This is a genomic window from Streptomyces tibetensis (assembly GCF_007655005.1).
Lineage (GTDB): Bacteria > Actinomycetota > Actinomycetes > Streptomycetales > Streptomycetaceae > Streptomyces > Streptomyces tibetensis.
Genome location: NZ_SZVW01000025.1, coordinates 114,534 through 135,905, shown reverse-complemented (window position 1 = coordinate 135,905; position 21,372 = coordinate 114,534). Strand labels below are relative to the sequence as shown.

Below are 21,372 nucleotides of genomic sequence, written 5' to 3'. Positions count from 1 at the left end.
CGGCACCGCGCGAGGGGTGACGCCCCCAGGGGAGCGGCACCCCGCGCACGGTTCAGCGGTGTTCGTGCACCCGCACGACCTTCAACTTCGGCGAGGACAGGATGTCCTTCTCGCAGAAGCGCGACGCGACCCACTTCTCGCCGGAGAACAGCCGGGTCTGGTCGGCGAAGTGCGGCGACTTCGGGTTCGACGACTGGGAGTACGTCAGCAGCGTGCGGGCCACCGGACAGCGACTGCCGTCCCAGCCGACCGCCTGCAGATGACTGGACCCGAACGGCACCTCTGTGTAGCCGCCGCCGGCCGCGTCCCACGTCGGCTCGATCACGTTCCACACGCCGAGCCGCCCCGCGCCGCCCGGCACGGGCAGGCGCTCGCCGTCGCGAACGACGAACTGGTGCGCGCCGAGCGGCGCGTCGAGCGCGATGCCCGCGCTCCGCAGCTCGGCCACCGCGTCGGCCAGCGCGCCCGGGAAGCCCGCCGCCTCCGTGTTCAGGGTGTTCGGAGTGCGGACCGGATCCGAAGCAGAGAACGGCACCTTCCACAACCGGTCCGCCGGAACCGTCTGTTCCAGCCTGCGCCAGAACCGGTCGAAGAGCAGCGCTCCCCGGCTGCCGGTGTCCATGGTGCGGTCCCACGCCTTCAGCACCCCACAGGCCGCCGACACATCGACGGCCTTGCCGTCGCTGCCCGTCGCCGTACCGCCGGGCAGGGCGGCGCACGCCCGTGCCACGTCCTCGGCGGCGAGGTCGCCCGCGGGCACCCGGTTGGCGAACTGCTGCTTCTGCAGGTCGCGTACGGTCAGTCCGCCGCGGTCAGCCATCGCCGCGACGTCCTCGACCGCGCCACGGGTGCGCAGGCCGAGCTGTGTGCCCACCGTGCCGAAGATCCGCTCGTACCCGGTGAGCGGCCGGTCGGCGTTGGTCATCCACGCGGTGCCGTTGGAGTTCTCCGCGTACGGGGCGTCCTTCAGCGTCGGCATCCTCGACGGTCCGAAGATTCCCGGCGCGGCGGCGCCGGGGTCGCTGCCGAGCGCGCAGTCGCCGCGCGAGCCGTCGAGGATCGCGATCCCGGACGCCGGGTACGTGGTCCTGCCCAGATCCGTGGAGCAGCGCTGCGCCAGCTCGTCGGTGATGCGGGGGAGTACCTGGGACTGGGTGAACAGGGAGTGCCCCGCGCGGTCGGCGGCGAGCGTGTTCACCCAGGGGATGCCCTGGTGCCGGTCGAGAGAGGCGAGGACGTCGGCCGTGCTCCGCGCCTTGGCGAAGCCGAGCGAGGTGTCGGGGAAGCGGAGGTTCGCCGCGTTCGGATCGTTCAGGGCGTACGCCGTCCTGGCGGTCCACGGCAGCGGGACCTGGGAGCTGAGGGAGGTGACGACGGGGCCGTAACGGGTCCACCACTGGGTGCGGGTGACCGGCGTGCCGTCCTTCACCGCGACCGTCACGGTCCGCTTCTTCATGCGCTCCGGCCTGCCGTCCACCAGGTAGGTCGTGGGATCGGCCGGATCGAGCGTCAGCTGGTGGAAGTTGGCCGGAATGCCGGTGGAGACGGTGTGGCTCCACGCCACGTGCGCGTTGAACCCGATGGAGATCGCCGGGGTGCCGAGCAGGGAACCGCCGGACACGTTCAGCTCTCCCGGGATCGTCTGCTGCGACTGCCAGAACCGCCGCCCGCCGTCCCACGGGTAGTGCGGGTTGCCCAGCAGCAGGCCACGTCCGTTCGCCGTGGTGTCACCGCGGAAGGCGACCGCGTTGGACCCCATGCCGGGGTCGCCCCACAGCTCGTCCGCCGCGTCCGCGGCGGCCTTCGCCGCCGCCCTCCCGCCCGGCGTGCGGGCGGACGGGGCGCCGGGGGTGGTGGAGGCTCCGGCCGGGGGCTGCGCGCTCGTGATCGTCTCCACGAACCGCCCCTCCCCGGAGATCGAGGCGATCGCCAGCCCCCGGGCGGCCACGTCCAGTTCGGAGACCGGCCGGACCCAGGACGCGCCCGCGCAGGAAGGATCCGTGATCTTCTCCTGCTTCAGCCAGGCGTTGTAACCGGCGGCCCAGCCGCGCATCATGTCCCGGACCTGCCGGCTGGGCCCTGCGGGCGCGGGCTCGGCGAGCAGCTTCTCCACGGTACGGCTCTCACGGACCCCGCCGAAGTACAGGTCGCTCGCGAGGTTCGTCCTGGCCGCCGAGAGGTCGCCGCCGGCGGGCGCGTCGGCGCCGAAGTACCGGGACCGCTCGCCCCGCAGCGTCACGAACCCGTCGGCCAGCGTGCACACCTCGTCGGCGGCCTGCGCCCAGCCCGTACCGAAGCCCAGGTCGGTGTAGTTCTTCGCGAGGATGTGCGGAATGCCGTACTCGGTGTAGCGGATGACGGCGGAGTGGCCGTCGCGGGAAGGGTGTTGCTCTGCCCGCTGCTGGGTCGTGGCGGCCGCCGCGGGTAACGCGGACGCGGCGGTGAACAGGGCCGTGGCCCCGAGAACGAGTCGTCTCAGACGGCTGCGCATCGTGCCCTCCAACATCGTCGAGGGAAAGGAGTGTCGTGTGTACGAACCTGGTTCGAACATCCGTCGGTTTCCATGACACCGGACGCCGTCGAGGGCGGCAGGGTTGCTCGTGGCCGATCACCGTCCCCGGCTCCCGGCCTGCCCGGGGTCCTTGACCTCCCCGTGCGGTCGACCGAGGATCATGTGTCATGACGACGCCAGGACAGGGCAGCACGGTCGACGGAGTCCTGCGGCGCAGCGCCCGGCGCACACCGGCGCGCGTCGCGGTGGAGTACGCCGAGCGGACCTGGACGTACGACGAACTCGACACCGCCGTCTCCCGCGCGGCGAGCCTCCTCCTCGGCCAGGGCTTGGCCCCCGGGGACCGGGTCGGCGCCTACGGCCACAACTCCGACGCCTATCTGATCGCCTTCCTGGCCTGCGCCCGGGCGGGTCTGGTGCACGTACCCGTCAACCAGAACCTGACCGGCGACGACCTCGCCTACATCGTCGGCCAGTCCGGCAGCGCCCTGGTCCTCACCGACCCCGATCTGGCGGCGCAACTGCCCAGTGGGGTGCGGACGTTGCCGCTGCGCGACACCGACGACTCGCTGCTCGCACGGCTGCCGGGGGAGCCGGCCCACGACGGGCCGGAGCCGCGCGCCGAGGACCTCGTGCAACTGCTCTACACCTCGGGGACGACCGCCCGGCCCAAGGGCGCGATGATGACGCACCGGGCCCTGGTGCACGAGTACCTGAGCGCGATCACCGCTCTCGACCTCAGTGCCGGTGACCGCCCCGCGCACTCCCTGCCGCTGTACCACTCGGCGCAGATGCACGTCTTCCTGCTGCCCTACCTCGCCGTCGGCGCGACGAACGTCATCCTCGACGCACCCGACGGCGACCGGCTCTTCGACCTGATCGAGGCGGGCCGCGTGGACAGCCTGTTCGCACCGCCCACCGTCTGGATCGCCCTGTCCGGCCGCCCCGACTTCGCCACCCGCGACCTGAGCGGCCTGCGCAAGGCCTACTACGGCGCGTCGATCATGCCCGTCCCGGTACTGGAACGGCTGCGGGAGCGCCTGCCGGGCCTGGCCTTCTACAACTGCTTCGGCCAGAGCGAGATCGGCCCGCTGGCCACGGTCCTCGCGCCCGACGAGCACAAGGGCCGCATGGACTCCTGCGGCCGACCCGTTCTGTTCGTCGACGCGCGCGTGGTCGACGAGAACGGCGAGGACGTACCCGACGGCACCCCCGGCGAGATCGTCTACCGCTCCCCGCAACTGTGCGAGGGCTACTGGGACAAGCCGGAGGAGACCGCCGCGGCCTTCCGCGACGGCTGGTTCCGCTCCGGCGACCTCGCGGTACGCGACGCGCACGGCTACTTCACGATCGTCGACCGGGTGAAGGACGTCATCAACTCCGGCGGGGTCGTCATCGCCTCACGCCAGGTCGAGGACGCGCTGTACACGCACCCCGGCGTCGCCGAGGCGGCGGTCGTGGGCCTCCCGGACGACCGCTGGATCGAAGCGGTGACGGCCGTCGTCGTCCCGCGCGGCGAGGTCTCGGAAGCGGAACTGATCGACCACGTCCGGGAGAAACTGCCCTCCTTCAAGGCCCCCAAGCGGGTGGTGTTCGTGGCCGAACTCCCGCGCAACGCCAGCGGGAAGATCCTCAAACGGGAGCTGAGGAACGACCTCGGGAACGGCTAGCGCGCCCGGACAGGAGAACCCGGTTGTGCCGGACCGCCCACCGGCAGTTGGTGCTGACCCCGACGCGACACGGGATGCGCTCGCCCGGGTGAAAGCCCCCGTGCTCGTCCTCGCCGGAGGAGTCGACGGAGGCCCGAGGCCGGCGCTCGCCGGCCGTGCCGCAGAGGCCTTCCCCGCTGCCGAGTTCGCGGTGCAGCCGGGAGCCGGGCACTACCCCTGGCTCGACGACCCGGAGTGGTTCGTGCGGCGCGTGGCCGCCTTCTTCTCCTGACCGCAGCCGCACGCGCCTCTGCTGTCGGCAGAGGGAGCCCGGCGCCGAAGCGCACTTCGCCTACCGTGCACGGCATGGACACAGCACCGCGCACCGTGCAGGCGAACGGCATCACGCAGGCCTTCCGTGTCTGGGGACCGCGGGACGCGGAGCCTCTCGTCCTGCTGCACGCCAGGGGGGCCGACGGCGCCGACTGGGCGTCCATCGCCCCGGCCCTGGCCACCGGGCCCGCCGGGCCTCGCCGGGTGTACGCCCCCGATCTGCGCGGACACGGCCGAAGCGACTGGCCCGGCGGATACGCGTACGAGACCATGCGCGACGACATCCACGCCCTCCTCGGGGCGCTCGGCATCCACCGCGCCGACGTCGTGGGCCACTCGCTGGGCGGCGCCGTCGCCTACCTGCTCGCCCAACGAAGTCCGGGGCTCGTGCGACGGCTCGTCCTGGAGGACGTGCCCGCGCCCTTCCCGCTCGACCCACCACGCCCGCCCGCCCAACGGCCCGGCGGGGACCTCCCGTACGACTGGGCGATGATCCTCGCCACCGATGAACAGCGCAACGCCCCCAACCCTGTGTGGTGGGACCACATGGGGCGGATCACCATGCCCACGCTGCTGATCGGTGGCGGACCGAGCAGCCCGATCCCGCAGGACCAGATCGCTGCGTTCGCCGAACTGCTCCCCGACGCCCGGCACATCACCGTCGACGCGGGGCATCTCGTGCACGAGGCCCGTCCGGAGGAGTTCCTCGCGACCGTGGCGGAGTTCCTCAGCCCCGCGGACCGTACGCCGTCATGAAGCGGTCGCGGAAGGTGTCCATGCCCCATCGGGGCGCGTTCGCGGCCGGCTTGAGGCCGTCCGTCCAGCCCCAGTCGGCGACCCGGTCCAGGACCTTCTTGTCGTGGGCGACGATCGTCACCGGCACGTCCTTGCCGGTGTCCCCGGCGGTGACGGTCGGCACCGGCTGGTGGTCGCCGAGGAAGACCAGCACCGTGTCGTCGTCGCCGTAGCGCTCGACCCACTCGGTCAGGCTGCGGATCGAGTACTCGATGGCCTTGCGGTACTCGGCGCGCACCTTCTCCGGGTCCTTCCAGACCTCAGCGGGGTCGGTGCCCTCCTTCTTGATCTGGTGGAACACCGAGCCGTCGCCGAGGTCCTCCCAGTCGATCATGTGGGCGATGGGGGACCAGGGGTTGTGGCTGGAGGCCAGGATGATCTCCGCCATGATCGGCTCGCGGTCCTTCTTGCCGTGCTCCAGACGCTGGAACGCCTCCATGCTGAACTGGTCGGGCACGGGCGTCCAGCTGAAGTACGGGCCGTGGTAGCCGAGGTGCTCGGAGTCGTAGATGTGGTCCAGGCCGAAGTACTTCCCCTCAGGCCAGGCCCGCCGCACACCCGGCACGACGCCGACGGTCCGCCAGGCCCCCGTCTTCCCGAAGTACTTCGTCAGCGTCATGCGGTCGCTCGTGGTGAGACTGCGGTACCGCTGCTGGTTCTTGATCCACAGCCCGGACAGGAAGGTCGAGTGGGCGAGCCAGCTGCCCGCGCCCGTCACCGGCGACTGCAGCCAGCCGCTGCGCGACTCGAAACCGGCCGCCTTCAGCCTTCCGGTGCCCTCCTTGAGCACCGCGTCGGTCTGCTGCGCCATCGCCGGGTCGTCGATCGCGACCCTGCCGTAACTCTCGATGAACGTGAACAGGACGTCCTTGCCGCGCAGCCCCGTGAGCAACTGGTCGGGCGGCGTCTTCGCGAAGGCGTCCACCGCGGCCTGCTTCTCGAAGACCCGGGCGTCCCGCAACCCGGCACGCACCTGGTCCACCCGGTTGCCGAGGAACTCGGCATTGCCCTTGGTGGCGATCGGCACGGTGCCGAGCTGTACGCCCAGGGTCATGCAGGCGATCCACGCCGTCCCGAGGATCAGGACCGTGCGGCCGGCCGCGGGCCGGTGCCGGACCATCAGGTTCGTCAGCCGCACCACCGCGAGCGTCGTGAGTACGAGCAGCGCGACGAACAGGACGATCACGCCGGTCACGGCCAGCACCTGGCCGGTGCGGCCGAACGTCTCCCTGAGGAAGTCCGTGCCGTTCTCGATCAGGATCCAGTCCAGGACCAGGTCGAAGGGCCGGGCCAGGATCTGGTAGAAGCCCATGTCGACGAACTTCAGCACCGTGACCAGGCCCAGGAACACGCCCGTGACCACCGCCGTGACGCGCCGGGGTTTCGACGGCAGCGCGAGCAGCAGCCCGGCGAGCAGCACGCCCTCGGCGGGGATGCGGACGAACGAAGCGAACTCGATGCGCTCGATCCGGTTCGGCACCAGCAGGGCGAACAGCACCAGGGCGCCGGCCAGCACCGTCGTACCGATGGAGACGCCTCGTGCCGCACGGGGGTAGTGGTGCCGCCAGCCGAACCAGCCGGGCTTCGTTGTCGGGGGCTGCCCGGAAGGGGGCTCTTGTGCCGGGGTGGCGTTCTCGGGGGCGTCGTCGGTGGCGGTGCCGTCCGCCGGATCCCCCGTGCCGGTGTCTTCGTCCGGTTTCGCCCCGCCGTCGGCCTCCACCGGATCCGCCGATCCGGTGTCTTCAGCGCGTTTCGTCCCGCCGTCGGCCTCCACTGGATCCGCCGTGCCGGTCTCTTCAGCGGGTTTCGCCCCGCCCTCGGCCGTGTCGTCCGAAAGCTGACGGGAGCGAGTGAAGAGCGACACCCGGTGGTCCTTCCGTGCGGTCTTGCGATGGCATGCCGAACAGAGCCCAGGCGGGCCTGTCTGCCACCACCAGTACGTCCGCACGTCACCTTAGGTTCAATGTCCCGGCCGGAGAATCACTCGTCGGCGGTCACCGCCACCTCCCGCGCCCACCGGTAGTCCGCCTTGCCGCTCGGCGACCGCCGTATCGATTCGGTGATCACCAGCTGGCGAGGGATCTTGTAACCGGCGAGCCGGTCGCGGCAATGGACCCGGATGTCCTCCAGCGACGGCCGCGCCGCACCCGCGCGCAGTTGCACCACCGCCGCCACATGGTGTCCCCACTGAAGGTCCGGCACCCCCGCCACCAGCGCGTCGTAGACGTCCGGATGGGACTTGAGGGCCTGCTCGACCTCCTCCGGGTACACCTTCTCGCCGCCGGTGTTGATGCACTGCGAGCCCCGGCCCAGGACGGTGACCACGCCCTCCTCGTCGACGGTGGCCATGTCGCCGAGCAGCACCCACCGCTCACCGTCCCTGACGAAGAAGGTCGCGGCGGTCTTGACCGGGTCGTTGTAGTAGCCGAGCGGCACATGTCCGCACTGGGCGATCCGGCCCACCTCGCCGGGAGCCACCGGTGCGCAGGTGCCCGGGTCGACCACCTGGGTGCGGGCGTTGACCCGCACCCGGAAGCCCCGCTCCGGGCCGGAGTCCTCGGTCGCCGTCCCGTTGAAGCCCGACTCCGAGGAGCCGAAGTTGTTCAGCAGCATGGCGTTCGGCACCAGCTCCCGGAACTGCCGGCGCACCGTGTCCGACATGATCGCGCCGGACGACGACACGCTGAACAGCGACGAGCGGTCGATGTGCCGCAGCGGGCCGCTCAGCGCGTCGATCAGCGGCCGCAGCATGGCGTCCCCCACCAGCGAGATGCTGCTGACCCTCTCCTTCTCCACGGTCCGCAGCACCTCCTCGGGCACGAACTTGCGGTGGATCACCACCCGTTGCCCGAAGTGGAAACCGATGAACGCCGTGAGGGTGGAGGTGCCGTGCATCAGCGGAGGCGTCGGGAAGAACGTGATCCCCGCGCCGCCGGCCGCGACCCGCTCGGCGAGCTCCTCCGGCTTCTTCACCGGCTCCCCGGTCGGGGCGCCCCCGCCGAGACCCGCGAAGAACAGATCCTCCTGCCGCCACATCACGCCCTTGGGCATCCCGGTCGTGCCGCCGGTGTAGATGATGAACTGGTCATCGGCCGAACGGGCCGGGAAGCCACGCCCGGGCGACCCGGCGGCCTCCGCCTGTGCGAACTCCACGCAGGGCACCTCCGCGGCCCCCGGCCCCGGAGCACCCACCCGGATCAGATGCCGCAGCTTCTCCGCCCGCGGCCGTGCCGCCGCCACCCGGTCCGTGAACTCGGCGTCGAAGACCAGCGCCACCAGGTCCGCGTCCCGGTAGAGGTAGACCAACTCCTCTTCCACATAGCGATAGTTGACATTGACCGGCACGATCCGTGCCTTCAGGCACCCCAGCACCGTCTGCAGGTACTCCACGCCGTTGTACAGGTGGAGCCCGAGGTGTTCACCGGGGCGTATCCCGCTGTCGAGCAGGTGGTGGCCGACACGGTTGGCCGCGGCGTCCAGCTCCGCGTAGGTCAGACGGCGCTCCGCCCCAGTGCCGGGATGGTCGGCGTACACCAGCGCCTCACGGCCGGGGACGACGTCGACGACCGACTCGAACAGGTCGGCAAGGTTGTACTCCACCGCTCCTCCTGACCCCGGGCGTGCCTGGCATCGGACGGTTCGCGGTCATCAGAGCAAAGGGCGGTCCAAGTGTGAAGGGCCCGCGCGAAAGAATCTGACTGCCTGTCAGAAAACCCTTGAAGTGCTTCCCGGCCTACTGCAACCTGTTCTCGTTCCACGAGAGGGGAGTTCGCCATGGGTGGGACGGAACACCTCACCGTGCAGCGCGAAGGCGCCACACTGGTGCTCACGCTCAACAGGCCGCAGGCCAGAAACGCGCTCTCACTGCCGATGCTCGTCGGCCTGCACGACGGGTGGCTGGAGGCCGACGCGGACGACTCGGTCCGCTCGATCGTCCTCACCGGCGCGGGCGGCTCGTTCTGCTCCGGCATGGACCTCAAGGCCCTCGCCGGGAACGGCATGGCCGGACAGGAGTACCGGGACCGGCTCAAGGCCGACCCCGACCTGCACTGGAAGGCGATGCTGCGCCATCACCGTCCGCGCAAGCCGGTGATCGCCGCCGTCGAGGGGCACTGCGTCGCCGGCGGCACCGAGATACTCCAGGGCACCGACATCCGCGTCGCCGCCGAGTCCGCCACCTTCGGCCTGTTCGAGGTGAAGCGCGGCCTGTTCCCCATCGGCGGCTCCACGGTCCGGCTGCAACGCCAGATCCCGCGCACCCACGCCCTGGAGATGCTCCTCACCGGCCGCCCCTACCGCGCCCGGGAGGCCGCCGCCATCGGCCTGGTCGGCCATGTCGTCCCCGACGGCACGGCACTGAGCAGGGCGCTGGAGATCGCCGGGCAGATCAACTCCTGCGGCCCGCTGGCCGTCGAGGCCGTCAAGGCGTCCGTCTACGAGACCGCCGAGATGACCGAGACCGACGGCCTCGCCGCCGAACTCACCCGCGGCTGGCCCGTCTTCGACACCGCCGACGCCAAGGAGGGCGCCCGCGCCTTCGCGGAGAAGCGACCACCCGTGTACAAGCGCGCGTGACACTGCGCCGGCTTCGGCCGGTTCAGCGCTGCGGGCCGTCGGTGGCTGAGCGCACAACTTCCCCGCGCCCCTGAGGGGGCGCGCCCCGTGCACGCCGATTTCGAAGGAGGCGGGCCCTCGATGTCCGCAGTTCTCAAGGCGCCGCTCGTCGTCGAATTTCCCTTCACCCGCTCCCTCGGGCCCGTCCAGAGTGCCTTCCTGACCGGTCTGCGGGAACGGGTGATCCTCGGGGTGAAGACCCGCGACGGCCGGACCCTGGTCCCGCCCGTCGAGTACGACCCCGTCACCGCCGAGGAGATCAGCGACCTCGTCCACGTCGGTCTCACGGGCACCGTCACCACCTGGGCCTGGAACCACGAACCCCGCCGAGGCCAGCCCCTGGACACGCCCTTCGCCTGGGTTCTGGTGCGACTCGACGGCGCCGACACCGCCCTCCTGCACGCCCTCGACGCCCCCGGCCCCGACGACGTCCACACCGGCATGCGCGTCCGCGTCCGGTGGGCGGAGGAACGCACCGGCGCCATCACGGACATCGCCTGCTTCGAGCCGCACGACGGAGAGGACTCCACCGTCACCGTCCACGCGGGCGAGTTCGAGGACCCCGTCACCGGCATCGTCGCCGAGGCCCGCCTCGACTACACCTACTCGCCCGGCCGCGCCCAGACCGCCTACATCAACGCCCTGTCCGGCCGGCGGACCGTCGGCGAACGCTGCCCCTCCTGCCGCAAGGTGTACGTCCCTCCGAGGGGGGCGTGCCCCACCTGTGGGATCGCCACAGCCGAGCAGGTCGAGGTGGGACCGCGCGGCACCGTGACGACCTTCTGCATCGTCAACATCAAAGCGAAGAACCTCGACATCGAGGTGCCCTACGTCTACGCCCACATCGCCCTCGACGGCGCCGGCCTCGCGCTGCACGGCCGGATCGGCGGCATCCCCTACGACGAGGTCCGCATGGGCCTGCGCGTCGAACCCGTGTGGACCGAGGGCGCCCGCTACCCCGACCACTACCGGCCCACCGGCGAACCCGACGCGGACTACGACACCTACAAGGAGCTGCTGTGACGAGCGCACCGCGGGACCGCGAGATCGCCGTCGTCGCCTTCGCCCAGACCGACCACCGGCGCACCAGCGACGAGCTCTCCGAGGTGGAGATGCTGATGCCGGTGCTGCACGAGGTGCTCGACCGGACCGGCCTGAAGACCGCCGACATCGACTTCACCTGCTCCGGCTCCAGCGACTACCTCGCCGGCCGCGCCTTCTCCTTCACCCTCGCCCTCGACGGCGTCGGCGCCTGGCCCCCGATCTCCGAGTCGCACGTCGAGATGGACGGGGCCTGGGCCGCGTACGAGGCCTGGACGAAACTCCTCACCGGCGACGCCGACACCGCACTGGTCTACTCGTACGGCAAGTCCTCGCCGGGCTCGGTCCGCGATGTCCTGACCCGCCAGCTCGACCCGTACTACGTGGCCCCCCTGTGGCCCGACTCCGTGGCCCTCGCCGCCCTCCAGGCGCAGGCCCTCATCGACGCCGGTGACGCCGACGAGCCCGCCCTCGCCGCCGTCGCCGCACGCAACCGCGAGGCGGCGCGCACCAACCCGCACGCACAGCTGCGCGGCCCCGTGCCGCAGGGCGACCACCTCGTACAGCCCCTGCGCACCGGCGACTGCCCGCCCGTCGGCGACGGCGCCGCCGCCGTGATCCTCGCAGCGGGAGACCGGGCCAGGGACCTGTGCGCACGCCCCGCCTGGATCCGCGGCATCGACCACCGCATCGAGGCCCACGCCCTGGGCGTGCGCGACCTGACCGACTCGCCGTCGACCCGCCTGGCCGCAGAGCGGGCCGGAGCCTTCGAGCGGCCCGTCGACACCGCCGAACTGCACGCCCCCTTCACCGCGCAGGAGATCGTCCTGCGCAAGGCCCTCCGGCTGGGCGACGACGTGGACGTGAACCCCTCCGGCGGTGCGCTCGCCTCCAACCCGATCATGGCCGCCGGCCTCATCCGCATCGGCGAGGCCGCCGCCCGCATCCACCGCGGCGCGTCCGACCGCGCCCTCGCCCACGCCACCTCCGGCCCCTGCCTCCAGCAGAACCTGGTCGCCGTCCTCGAAGGGGAACCCCGATGAGCAAGGAGCCCGTGGCCGTCGTCGGCATCGGCCAGACCAGGCACGTCGCGGCCCGCCGGGACGTGTCCCTCGCGGGGCTGGTCCGGGAGGCGGCGCAACGCGCCCTCCAGGACGCCGAGTCGACCTGGGCCGACATCGACGCCGTCGTCATCGGCAAGGCGCCCGACTTCTTCGAGGGCGTCATGATGCCGGAGCTCTACCTCGCCGACGCCCTCGGCGCCGTCGGCAAACCCATGCTCCGCGTGCACACCGCCGGCTCCGTCGGCGGCTCCACCGCGCTCGTCGCGGCGAACCTCGTCGCGGCCCGCGTCCACGGCACGGTCCTCACCCTCGCCTTCGAAAAGCAGTCCGAGTCGAACGCCATGTGGGGCCTGTCCCTGCCCATTCCCTTCCAGCAGCCCCTGCTGGCCGGGGCAGGGGGCTTCTTCGCACCGCACATCCGCGCCTACATGCGCCGCAGCGGCGCGCCCGAGACGATCGGGGCCCTGGTCGCCTACAAGGACCGCCGCAACGCGCTCAAGAACCCCTACGCCCACCTGCACGAACACGACATCACCCTCGACAGGGTGATGGCCTCGCCCATGCTGTGGGACCCGATCCGCTACTCGGAGACCTGCCCCTCCTCCGACGGCGCCTGCGCCATGATCCTCACCGACCGCGCCGGCGCCGCCCGGTCGCCACGGCCCCCCGCCTGGATGCTGGGCGGTGCGATGCGCAGCGAACCGACCCTCTTCGCCGGCAAGGACTTCGTCTCCCCGCAGGCCGGGCAGGACTGCGCCGCCGACGTCTACCGGCAGGCCGGGATCACCGACCCCCGCCGGGAGATCGACGGCGCCGAGATCTACGTGCCGTTCTCCTGGTACGAACCCATGTGGCTGGAGAACCTGGGCTTCGCCGGCGAGGGCGAGGGCTGGAAGCTCACCGAGGCGGGCGTGACAGAACTGGACGGGGACCTGCCCGTCAACATGTCGGGCGGTGTGCTGTCCACCAACCCCATCGGCGCCTCCGGCATGATCCGCTTCGCGGAGGCGGCGCTCCAGGTGCGGGGGCAGGCCGGAGAACACCAGGTGGACGGGGCTCGCAGGGTCCTCGGACACGCCTACGGCGGCGGCTCGCAGTTCTTCTCGATGTGGCTCGTGGGCGACCGCCCCCCGGACTCCTGAAAGGTCCCCCTCACGTGCCCTGTTGGCCGTGGGACACGATGGCTAGGCTGGCCGCGGACGACGAACCGGGAGGAGCACCGACGTGGCCGAGACCACCACCCAGCAGCGCCCGCTCACAGGCTGGGACAAGCCGGAGCTTGACCTCACAGACGCACAGTGGCAGTCCAGCAGCCGAGGGCGGGGGGATGTCCAGATCGCCTTCGTGGAGGGCTTCATCGCCATGCGCAACAGTGCCCGCCCGGAGAGCCCCTCACTGATCTTCACGCCCGCCGAGTGGGGCGCTTTCGTGTCGGGGGCGCGGGAAGGGGAGTTCGACCTCACCTGAGGACGGCGCGCAGCGTTCCGGACGGCCGACCCGACGGCCGATCCGGGGGTGTTCCGTCCGCATTTCCGGACACGCGACCGGAGCGTCTTCCCGGAGCCACCGCCTGAGTCAGGCTGGCCCCGGGAGGGGACGGCCGATCCCGGAGGTGAGGAACCCATGAGCACCCTGCCCGTCGTCGCGGCGGTCGACGGTTCGGACGACAGCATGCGCGCCCTGGAGTGGGCCGTCGACGCCGCTCGCCGGCGCGCGGCACCCCTGCGCGTGGCGCACGTCCGCCAGTACGCACACTGGGCACAGCAGGCACATGTGCTCGCCGCCCTGCGCGCGGACCCGCAGGACGACCCCGTTCTCGACCGGGTCCGCGCCCACCTGGAGGGGCGCGCCGATCAGCCGGACACGGAATACGCCGGCCTGGAGGGCGCGGCCGGCGCGGTCCTGCCCGGGCTGGGAGCCACGGCCCAGCTGCTGGTCCTCGGCTCCCGGGGCCGAGGCGGCTTCGCCAGTCTGCTGCTCGGCTCCACCGGCATGGCCGCCGCCCGCGACGCCGAGTGCCCCGTCGTCGTGGTGCCCCGGCCCGGACGCGAGGTCGACGGCGAGGCGCCGGGCGGTCCCGGCTCGCGCGTGGTCGTCGGCCTGAAGGTGGACGGCCCCGACGAGGCCACACTCGAGTTCGCCTTCGCCGAGGCCGCCCGGCGCGATGCCCGGCTCCAGGCGGTCGCCGCCTACCCCTGGCCCGCGCAGCCCTGGATGATGCCCGGGGACATGCCCCCGCCGATCGTCGACCAGGACGTCATCGAGGACGAGACCCGGCTCCTCGCCGACGGCTTCCTCGCCCCGTACCGCGAGCGGCACCCGGAGGTCACGATCGAACTGCTCCCGTCGGCGGGCGACGCGGCGGGCCACCTCGTGGCGGCCTCCCGGGACGCCGACCTCGTCGTCGTCGGCCGTCACCGGCGGCGTCTGCTCTCACCCGTCCGCATGATGGGCTCGGTCACCCACGCCGTCCTGCTGCACGCCGTGAGCCCGGTCGCCGTGGTGCCGCCGTCACCCTCGGAGGACCGACCCCGCCCGTAATGGATACGGTCGGGCCTATCATTAGTCGCATGCGGGAACCGATCAGCAGGGACGCCCGGCTCGCCCTGGACCTGGCCCTCACCATCCGCCACGACGGCAACGGCGGCGTCGCCGACGACCTGACCGACCCGGCAGGCCTGACCGCGTGGGTCCGGGCCCACCCCGAAGCCCTGCCGGCCGGGGCCCGCAGCCGAGCCGACGACCGGGGCGCGGAGCCGCAGCCCTCCGACGGCGACCGTCACACTGCCGGCGCGGACGCCCGGGGCGCGGCGCCGCGGCCCGACGACGGCGGCCGTCACACTGCCATATTCACCGCCGACGCCGCGCAGCTCACCGCCGTGCGCGAATTGCGGGCCGCCGTCCGTGCGCTCTTCGCCCGGGCCGTGCGCCCCGGCGAGCCGAGCCCCGTGGACGCGGCCCGGCTCATGCCCCTGCCGGAAGCGGTGCGGCACCTGAACGAGGCGGCCGCCCGCACTCCCACCGTGCCCGTCCTCGACTGGCCCGAGGGCGCCGGCCCGGTCGTCCGGCGCAGGCCCGCCGGTGCCGGTGACGACCTGACCGCATCCCTCGCACACGCCGTGATCGCGTTCCTCGCGAGCCCCGACCGCGACCGGCTGCGCGCCTGCCACGCGCCGCGCTGCGTGCGGTACTTCCTCAAGGAGCACCCGCGCCAGGAGTGGTGCAAGCCCTCCTGCGGCAACCGTGCCCGCGTGGCCCGCCACCACCAGCGGCACAAGGCGACGGCCTAGACCGGCCGGGCCCCGCCCGCATGGTCCGGCACCACTCCCGGCACAGGGCGACAACCCTGCCACCCGGTCCGCCGCCCGCCCCGCACTTCGCAGGCCGCGGCACGTACCATGGGCGACATGTCGTTCCTCCGCCGCCGCAGCGCCACTCCCGCCGGGCCCGACTTCGACGTACTGGCCATGGACCCGGGCGATTGGCCCGGCAACCTCGGTGCGGGACTGCTGCCCGCGCCCGACGGCACCTGCCAGGGCGTCTTCCTGCGCTACGACCTGTTCGGCGGCCGCGGCCCCGCGATGGTCATCGGCAATCTGCCGGAGGGCTCCCCGGCCCGTGAGGTCCCCGAGGGGGAGGTCCCCTTCGAGGTGGCCCAGCTGCTGCTGGCCCTGGAGAACGACGAGGAGGTCACCGTCGTCAGCACCGAGGACGTACCGGTCATGCAGGGCGACAACCTTCTGATCGTGCGCCGCGTCAAGCTCTCCGAGAGCCGGATCTCCTGCGTGCAGTTCGACCGCAGCGACAATGTCCTCGTGACCATCGCCGCCTGGGACCGCCCCATCACGGACGACCTCTACGCCCTCCTCAAACCGCTGCCCGCGGAACTCTTCCAGCAGGGCTGAGCCGAACCGCCGCACACGAAGGGGCCGCCGTACACCGTGCCAGGTGTACGGCGGCCCCTTCGTCCCCGTCAGCGAGTGCCGACCGCCGCGCGCACGGCGCGCCGGGCCAACTGGCAGTCGTCGTGCAGCCGCCGCAGCAGCAGCCTCTGCTCCTCGCCGGTCGGCGCAGCACCCGGGTGGGCCGCGCCCGGTGCCGCCGGGGCCGGATCGTGCATCGAACGTTGCACGGCGGTCTCGTAGGTCCGGATCTCACGGGTCAGCACCAGCATCAGGTTCACCAGGAAGGCATCCCTTGACGCGGGCCCCGCCGACTGCGCGATCTGGCTGATCTGACGACGGGCGACCGGCGCGTCCCCGAGCACCGACCACAGAGTCGCCAGGTCGTATCCCGGCAGATACCAGCCCGCATGCTCCCAATCCACCAGCACTGGACCGGCCGGTGACAGGAGAATGTTCGACAGCAGTGCGTCGCCGTGGCAGAACTGGCCCATGCCCTGCCGCCCGGCGGCCTGCGCGATCCCGTGCAGCAGTTTCTGCAGGTCGCCCAGGTCCCGGTCGGTGAGCAGACCCAGCTCGTGGTACCGGGAGATCCGGGCCGCGTAGTCGAGCGGGGCGACGAACGTACCCGCGGGCGGCCGCCAGGCATTCAGCCGGCAGATCGCGCCGAGTGCCGCTCTGATGTCCGCCCGGGGCGGTGCCTCCGCCGGGTGCCGCTGGAGCGCCGTCACCCGGCCCGGCATCCGCTCGATCACCAGCGTGCAGTTGTCCGGGTCCGCCGCGATCAGTCTCGGCGCCCGCACGGGTGGGCGGTGCCGGACGAACGAGCGGTATGCCGCTATCTCGTGGCGGATCCGCTCCGACCAGGCGGGCGAGTGGTCCAGTAAACACTTGGCGACAGCCGTGCTGCGACCGGTCGTACCGACCAGGAGCACGGACCGTCCGTTGCGGCGCAGCACCTGCACCGGGGCGAACTCCGGGCAGATGCGGTGCACGGACGCGATCGCCGTGCGCAGCTGCGCGCCCTGAGGGCCGGACAAGTCGAGTCTCCCGCTGAGCGGTTGGGTGCCGAGGACCGCGCCGCGCCGAGCCCTGCCCGCACCGAGCACGGGGGCCGCCGACCGCGCGGGGGCGAGGTAGGGGCCGCTGTCCGTGGGACGCGGGTGCAGCGACCGGGGCGGTGCGGACACGGAGGACGATGCTGTGTACATGGGCGAAACAGATCCCTTCGTGTGCCTGCGACGACAGCGCACCACCCGGCCCGGATGCCCGGGGGAACCCTGGGGAGTGTCCCTGGCGACCGGGTCGGGGTGGCGCGTTCCTACCTGACACCGGATGGCCGGTGGCACACCATCTGGCGCACCCTGGCGAACCCTGGCGAATAGTCGCTCGGCAAGTCTCCCCGGGCTACTGTCAACTCAGCCGAGAACCTGGGGGCTTGATGTGAGCGGACAACCCAACACCCGGCTCGCGGACCTGTTCGGCCTGGCCGGCTGGTCCAAGGGCGAACTCGCGAGGCTGGTCAACCGGCAGGCGGCGGCCATGGGCCATCCCCAGCTGTCGACCGACACCTCCCGGGTGCGGCGGTGGATCGACACGGGAGAGATCCCGCGCGATCCGGTGCCGCGGGTGCTGGCGGCTCTGTTCACCGAGCGTCTCGGCCGTGTCGTGACCATCGAGGACCTCGGTCTGGTCCGGCACGGGCGTGCGGGGAAACGGCAGGGCGGCGGGAGCGCGGATGCTCCCGACGGCGTGCCGTGGGCGCCCGAGCGGACGGCTGCGGTCCTCACCGAATTCACGGGAATGGACCTCATGCTCAACCGACGCGGCTTGGTGGGCGCGGGCGCCGCGCTCGCCGCGGGATCCGCACTCAGCAGCGCCATGCACGACTGGCTGCACACCGACCCTTCCCTGGCTGCCGACGCCCCCGACCTCGACCATCCCCTGCACGCCGACCCCGCCGGGTTCGACCGCTACGAGGCCGCTCCCATCGGGTCGCAGGAGATCGAGGAACTGGAGCGCTCGGTCGAGGTGTTCCGCGCCTGGGACGCGGCCCGCGGCGGCGGGCTCCAGCGCAAGGCCGTGGTGGGCCAGCTCAACGAGGTGGGCGGCATGCTCGCCTACCGCCACCCACCCCACCTCCAGCGGCGCCTGTGGGGCGTCGCGGCCAACCTCGCCGTCCTCGCGGGCTGGATGTCGCACGACGTCGGCCTGGAGCCCACGGCCCAGAAGTACTTCGTCATCGCCGCGCACGCGGCCAGAGAGGGCGGGGACCGGCCCCGCGCGGGCGAGGCACTGTCCCGCGCGGCCCGCCAGATGGTGCACCTGGGCCGGCCGGACGACGCCCTGGACCTGATGAAGCTCGCCTCGTCCGGTTCCGGTGACGAGGTGATGCCCCGCACCCGGGCGATGCTCTACACCATCGAGGCCTGGGCGCAGGCCTCCATGGGCAAGGGCCAGGCGATGCGCCGCACCCTCGGGCGGGCGGAGGACCTGTTCGTCTCCGACAAGGCAGATGTCCCGCCGCCGGACTGGATGCAGACCTTCAAGGAGGAGGACCTGTACGGCATGCAGGCACTGGCCTACCGCACGCTCGCCGAGTTCGAGCCGGGCGCGGCGGCGCATGCCCAGCACTACGCGGAGAAGGCTCTCGCCCTGCGGGTCGACGGCCGGCAGCGCTCGAAGATCTTCGACTACCTGTCGATGGCGTCGGCCTGCTTCATCGCGGACGACCCCGAGCAGGCCGACCGGTACGCGCGGCTGGCCCTGGTGTCGATGGGGTCCAACTCCTCCCATCGCACCTGGGACCGGCTGCGTCAGATGTACCGGCTCACGGCCGAGTACTCCGGCTACCCGAGGATCCAGGAGCTGCGGGAGGAGATCAAACTGGCCCTGCCGAGGACGAAGGGCAGGGGCGCCAACCACGCACAGGCCTGAGTCGGGCCTGAGTTCCCTTAAGACGTCACCTTGGCCATGAGCACGCAGGCGTTGTCCTCGCGTGCGCCCTCGCCGAACTCCTGGACCACGGTCCGCACGCAGTCCTCCGCGGTGCGGTTCGCGGCCAGGCGGGGTGCCAGGCCGAGGAGCAGCTGTGCGGCCGCCGATCCCGTATGCCCGGGCACCAGCCCGTCGGTGTGCAGGAGCAGCAAATCGCCCACCTCGAGCGTCTCTTCGGTCTGCCCGTAGACGGCGCCCGAGGTGGCGCCGAGCAGGACGCCGTCTGGTGCGTTCAGTACCCGCCCCGTCCCGTCGCGGAACAGCAGCGGGGCGGGGTGCCCGGCCTGCGCCCACACCAAGGTCCGGGTCGCGGGCCGGTAACGGCAGCAGACGGCGCTGCCCAGGGCGGGTTGCACGGTGGCGTCGAGTAACTGGTTCAGCCAGGCCAGCAACGGCCCCGGCTGCGCACCTGCCATGGCCATGCCGCGTACGGCACCGAGCAGCATGGTCATGTTCGACGTGACGCCGACGCCTTGGCCGGTGAGATCGCCGACGCTGAGGAGCGTTTCGCCGTCGGTCAGTTCGAGTGCGTCGTACCAGTCGCCGCCGATGAGCGTGTTCGTCGAGGCCGGCAGGTGGTGGGAGGCGAGGTCGAGGGTCCGGGGGCCGCGGTGCGGGAGCCGCAGGGAGCCGCGCCACTGCGGCAGCACGGCCTCCTGCAGCTCGACCGCGAGCCGCTGCTCGCTCCGCGCGGCCTCCTGCCGGTGGTGGAGCGAGTCACGGGTCTCGCTCACCGCCCGCTGGCTGCGGCGCAGTTCGCTGACGTCGCGCAGCACGGCCCACATCGAGGCGGTGCTGCCGTCAGTGTCGAGCACCGGTTCGCCCATCATGTGGACGGTCCGTACGTCGCCGCCCCGGCGGGTGATGCGGAACTCGCCGTCGATGGGCCGCGCGTCGACGAGGCAGTCGGTGACCATCGCCGTCAGCTTCGGCCGGTCCTCGTCCACCACGAGGGACGGCAGCTCGTCGAGGGTGAGAGGGGGAGCGGCCGGGTCGCGGCCCAGAATCCGGTAGAGCTCCCCGGACCAACTGGCCTCGTCGGTCAGGAGGTTCCACTCCGCGCTGCCGACGCGGCTGAGCAGTGAGCCCGGTGCGGCTGCGGCGGGTTCCGGTTCCGCCGCCGTGGGCAGGGGGCCGTCCCGCAGCTGGGCCAGGTGCTCGTCGAGGTCGTTGAGCTGGTGCAGGGCCAGGTCGTACAGGGCGCGTTGCCAGCGCTCACGCGGGTGATCCGCCCCTTCCCCCTCGGCGTCGCGGCGCACCGCGTCCACGTCGCCCTTGAGCCGCCGCGTCTGCGATATGAGCGCGTCGACCGAGCCGCGGCGGGGCGGCTGGGCGGCTGGGCGGTCCGCGGAGAGGTGGGACGGCATGACGCACTCCGATGCGGGGACGGTACGACCAAGGCGGACGGAGGGACCGTTACGACTGTTGCACAGCCCGCGACGCCCTGTAAGGGATTCGACGACACACGATACGGTGGTGCTTCTGGCATATGCCACAGTCTCACGGAGTTACTCCGAGGTAGGTGCGGAGTGCACCACCTGGAGATCCAAGTCGTAGATTACACACGCCAGTTGACGACCCATCGGGACGCCGGTGCGAGGCTGCTTCGGGTGTTCGACGCCCCTGTGTTCGAACCGATCGGCCGGGTCTTCCTCACGCCAGGAGTGCGGCGACCGCATGCGGGGCGACGCGGGCCCATGCAAACGCTGCGCTGCACCCACGACACCGCCCTGCTGCCATCCGACGGCCACCACCAAGAACGGCACTCGGTCATTCGCCTGGCCTGCCCGACGGGCGTCAGCCGGCGTGCCGGTAGCGTCCGTTGCATGATCACCCTCGACGCGCTTGTTCGACTCTGTCCACCGCCCGCCCAGTCACCACCTCCGGTGGATTGGGCGCAGGCAGAGAGCGGCCTCGGTACGGCTCTGCCCGCCGATTACAAGCAGCTCGTCGAGACCTACGGGGACGGCATCTTCGACGAGACGATCTGGCTGCTCACCCCCGACTCCGCCCACGACGACTGCGACCTGTACGCACAGACGAGGGAACGGGAGGAGATCCTGGACGACCTGTGGGAGTTCGAGGACAAGCCGGCCGCCCTGCGGGAGGCGGGGGCGAGGGTCCTGCCATGGGCGTTCGAGGAGGGCACGGGGGCGTTCCTGTACTGGTTGGCGCGGCCCGGGCAGAGCCCCGACGACTGGACTGTGCTGTACAACGAGGGGCGCGGCCCCCTGTGGGAGCACCACGACATGGGGTGTCTCCCGTTCCTCCTGGCGGTGCTCACCGGAACCGCCCAGACGGAGTACTTCAGCAACCTCTACGAGGTGCTGAAGCCGGCGGAGCACCGTTTCACGACGGCCGACCAGGCCCTCGGAGCGACTCCGGTGAACCCTGCCGCGCCGGCAAGGCCCCGCCGATGAGTTTCCGGCGGTCGGGCAGTCCACCAGACGACACGAAGGGAGCAC

17 protein-coding genes and 1 pseudogene are annotated in these 21,372 nt (G+C 71.8%); 13 read left to right on the top strand and 5 right to left on the bottom strand.

The annotated features are described in order from the left end of the window. Nucleotides 1–52: 52 nt before the first annotated feature. A complete protein-coding gene (locus tag FDO69_RS35000; RefSeq protein WP_104786580.1) occupies nt 53–2,491 on the bottom strand; it encodes a penicillin acylase family protein in 2,439 nt (812 codons plus the stop codon). A gap of 188 nt (nt 2,492–2,679) precedes the next feature. Here FDO69_RS35000 and FDO69_RS34995 point away from each other — a divergent pair, with 188 nt between their 5' ends. The 3 genes and pseudogenes from FDO69_RS34995 (at nt 2,680) to FDO69_RS34985 (ending at nt 5,250) form a co-directional block, all read left to right on the top strand. Continuing rightward, nucleotides 2,680–4,182 carry an acyl-CoA synthetase gene (locus FDO69_RS34995; RefSeq protein WP_104786524.1) on the top strand — a complete coding sequence of 501 codons (1,503 nt, stop codon included), beginning with the start codon at nt 2,680–2,682 and terminating at the stop codon, nt 4,180–4,182. A 55-nt stretch (nt 4,183–4,237) separates the two neighbouring features. Beyond that, a pseudogene (locus FDO69_RS34990) lies at nt 4,238–4,453 on the top strand (alpha/beta fold hydrolase); the annotation flags it as partial. A gap of 74 nt (nt 4,454–4,527) precedes the next feature. Then, nucleotides 4,528–5,250: an alpha/beta fold hydrolase gene (locus tag FDO69_RS34985; protein ID WP_104786577.1), complete on the top strand. Its 723-nt coding sequence runs from the start codon at nt 4,528–4,530 to the stop codon at nt 5,248–5,250. On the opposite strand, the gene FDO69_RS34980 is transcribed toward FDO69_RS34985, so the two are convergent. Beyond that, the gene (locus tag FDO69_RS34980) at nt 5,222–7,153 is read right to left on the bottom strand and encodes a sulfatase (RefSeq protein ID WP_104786521.1); all 1,932 of its coding nucleotides are present in this window, start codon (nt 7,151–7,153) and stop codon (nt 5,222–5,224) included. The two genes, FDO69_RS34985 and FDO69_RS34980, sit on opposite strands and share 29 nt — an antisense overlap. Before the next feature lie 116 nt (nt 7,154–7,269). Continuing rightward, nucleotides 7,270–8,889 carry an acyl-CoA synthetase gene (locus FDO69_RS34975; protein WP_104786518.1) on the bottom strand — a complete coding sequence of 540 codons (1,620 nt, stop codon included), beginning with the start codon at nt 8,887–8,889 and terminating at the stop codon, nt 7,270–7,272. A 174-nt stretch (nt 8,890–9,063) separates the two neighbouring features. Between FDO69_RS34975 and FDO69_RS34970 the strand changes: the two genes are divergently transcribed. From FDO69_RS34970 to FDO69_RS34935, 8 genes are all read left to right on the top strand, one after another. Beyond that, on the top strand, nt 9,064–9,864 hold the full coding sequence (locus tag FDO69_RS34970) for a crotonase/enoyl-CoA hydratase family protein (RefSeq protein ID WP_104786515.1): 801 nt from the start codon (nt 9,064–9,066) through the stop codon (nt 9,862–9,864). A 120-nt stretch (nt 9,865–9,984) separates the two neighbouring features. Beyond that, complete coding sequence (locus tag FDO69_RS34965) at nt 9,985–10,926, top strand: Zn-ribbon domain-containing OB-fold protein (RefSeq protein ID WP_104786512.1); 942 nt, start codon at nt 9,985–9,987, stop codon at nt 10,924–10,926. Further along, entirely contained in the window at nt 10,923–11,987 is a 1,065-nt protein-coding gene (locus FDO69_RS34960) for a thiolase domain-containing protein (RefSeq protein WP_104786510.1), read from the top strand. The genes FDO69_RS34965 and FDO69_RS34960 overlap by 4 nt, the downstream gene beginning before the upstream one ends. After that, entirely contained in the window at nt 11,984–13,150 is a 1,167-nt protein-coding gene (locus tag FDO69_RS34955; protein WP_104786508.1) for a thiolase domain-containing protein, read from the top strand. The genes FDO69_RS34960 and FDO69_RS34955 overlap by 4 nt, the downstream gene beginning before the upstream one ends. Before the next feature lie 82 nt (nt 13,151–13,232). After that, a complete protein-coding gene (locus FDO69_RS34950; protein WP_104786506.1) occupies nt 13,233–13,475 on the top strand; it encodes a DUF397 domain-containing protein in 243 nt (80 codons plus the stop codon). A gap of 156 nt (nt 13,476–13,631) precedes the next feature. Then, the gene (locus tag FDO69_RS34945; RefSeq protein ID WP_104786504.1) at nt 13,632–14,549 is read left to right on the top strand and encodes a universal stress protein; all 918 of its coding nucleotides are present in this window, start codon (nt 13,632–13,634) and stop codon (nt 14,547–14,549) included. A 29-nt stretch (nt 14,550–14,578) separates the two neighbouring features. Further along, complete coding sequence (locus FDO69_RS34940) at nt 14,579–15,298, top strand: CGNR zinc finger domain-containing protein (RefSeq protein WP_104786501.1); 720 nt, start codon at nt 14,579–14,581, stop codon at nt 15,296–15,298. Between the two features lie 117 nt (nt 15,299–15,415). Then, the gene (locus FDO69_RS34935; protein ID WP_104786574.1) at nt 15,416–15,913 is read left to right on the top strand and encodes a glycosyltransferase family protein; all 498 of its coding nucleotides are present in this window, start codon (nt 15,416–15,418) and stop codon (nt 15,911–15,913) included. Nucleotides 15,914–15,981: 68 nt separating this feature from the next. On the opposite strand, the gene FDO69_RS34930 is transcribed toward FDO69_RS34935, so the two are convergent. Further along, complete coding sequence (locus tag FDO69_RS34930) at nt 15,982–17,121, bottom strand: aminoglycoside phosphotransferase family protein (RefSeq protein ID WP_104786498.1); 1,140 nt, start codon at nt 17,119–17,121, stop codon at nt 15,982–15,984. Between the two features lie 232 nt (nt 17,122–17,353). Between FDO69_RS34930 and FDO69_RS34925 the strand changes: the two genes are divergently transcribed. Further along, a complete protein-coding gene (locus FDO69_RS34925) occupies nt 17,354–18,847 on the top strand; it encodes a DNA-binding protein NsdB (RefSeq protein WP_104786495.1) in 1,494 nt (497 codons plus the stop codon). A gap of 17 nt (nt 18,848–18,864) precedes the next feature. On the opposite strand, the gene FDO69_RS34920 is transcribed toward FDO69_RS34925, so the two are convergent. Continuing rightward, nucleotides 18,865–20,274 (bottom strand): PP2C family protein-serine/threonine phosphatase, encoded by a 1,410-nt coding sequence (locus FDO69_RS34920; protein ID WP_104786492.1) that lies wholly within the window; start codon nt 20,272–20,274, stop codon nt 18,865–18,867. A 459-nt stretch (nt 20,275–20,733) separates the two neighbouring features. Here FDO69_RS34920 and FDO69_RS34915 point away from each other — a divergent pair, with 459 nt between their 5' ends. Next, nucleotides 20,734–21,327 (top strand): SMI1/KNR4 family protein, encoded by a 594-nt coding sequence (locus tag FDO69_RS34915; protein WP_234388226.1) that lies wholly within the window; start codon nt 20,734–20,736, stop codon nt 21,325–21,327. The last annotated feature ends 45 nt before the right edge of the window (nt 21,328–21,372 follow it).

Coding starts and splice junctions, on each gene's coding strand:
- FDO69_RS35000 (WP_104786580.1), bottom strand. CDS start 2,491: ATGCGCAGCCGTCTGAGACGACTCGTTCTCGGGGCCACGGCCCTGTTC.
- FDO69_RS34995 (WP_104786524.1), top strand. CDS start 2,680: ATGACGACGCCAGGACAGGGCAGCACGGTCGACGGAGTCCTGCGGCGC.
- FDO69_RS34985 (WP_104786577.1), top strand. CDS start 4,528: ATGGACACAGCACCGCGCACCGTGCAGGCGAACGGCATCACGCAGGCC.
- FDO69_RS34970 (WP_104786515.1), top strand. CDS start 9,064: ATGGGTGGGACGGAACACCTCACCGTGCAGCGCGAAGGCGCCACACTG.
- FDO69_RS34965 (WP_104786512.1), top strand. CDS start 9,985: ATGTCCGCAGTTCTCAAGGCGCCGCTCGTCGTCGAATTTCCCTTCACC.
- FDO69_RS34955 (WP_104786508.1), top strand. CDS start 11,984: ATGAGCAAGGAGCCCGTGGCCGTCGTCGGCATCGGCCAGACCAGGCAC.
- FDO69_RS34945 (WP_104786504.1), top strand. CDS start 13,632: ATGAGCACCCTGCCCGTCGTCGCGGCGGTCGACGGTTCGGACGACAGC.
- FDO69_RS34940 (WP_104786501.1), top strand. CDS start 14,579: ATGCGGGAACCGATCAGCAGGGACGCCCGGCTCGCCCTGGACCTGGCC.
- FDO69_RS34935 (WP_104786574.1), top strand. CDS start 15,416: ATGTCGTTCCTCCGCCGCCGCAGCGCCACTCCCGCCGGGCCCGACTTC.
- FDO69_RS34930 (WP_104786498.1), bottom strand. CDS start 17,121: ATGTACACAGCATCGTCCTCCGTGTCCGCACCGCCCCGGTCGCTGCAC.
- FDO69_RS34920 (WP_104786492.1), bottom strand. CDS start 20,274: ATGCCGTCCCACCTCTCCGCGGACCGCCCAGCCGCCCAGCCGCCCCGC.
- FDO69_RS34915 (WP_234388226.1), top strand. CDS start 20,734: ATGATCACCCTCGACGCGCTTGTTCGACTCTGTCCACCGCCCGCCCAG.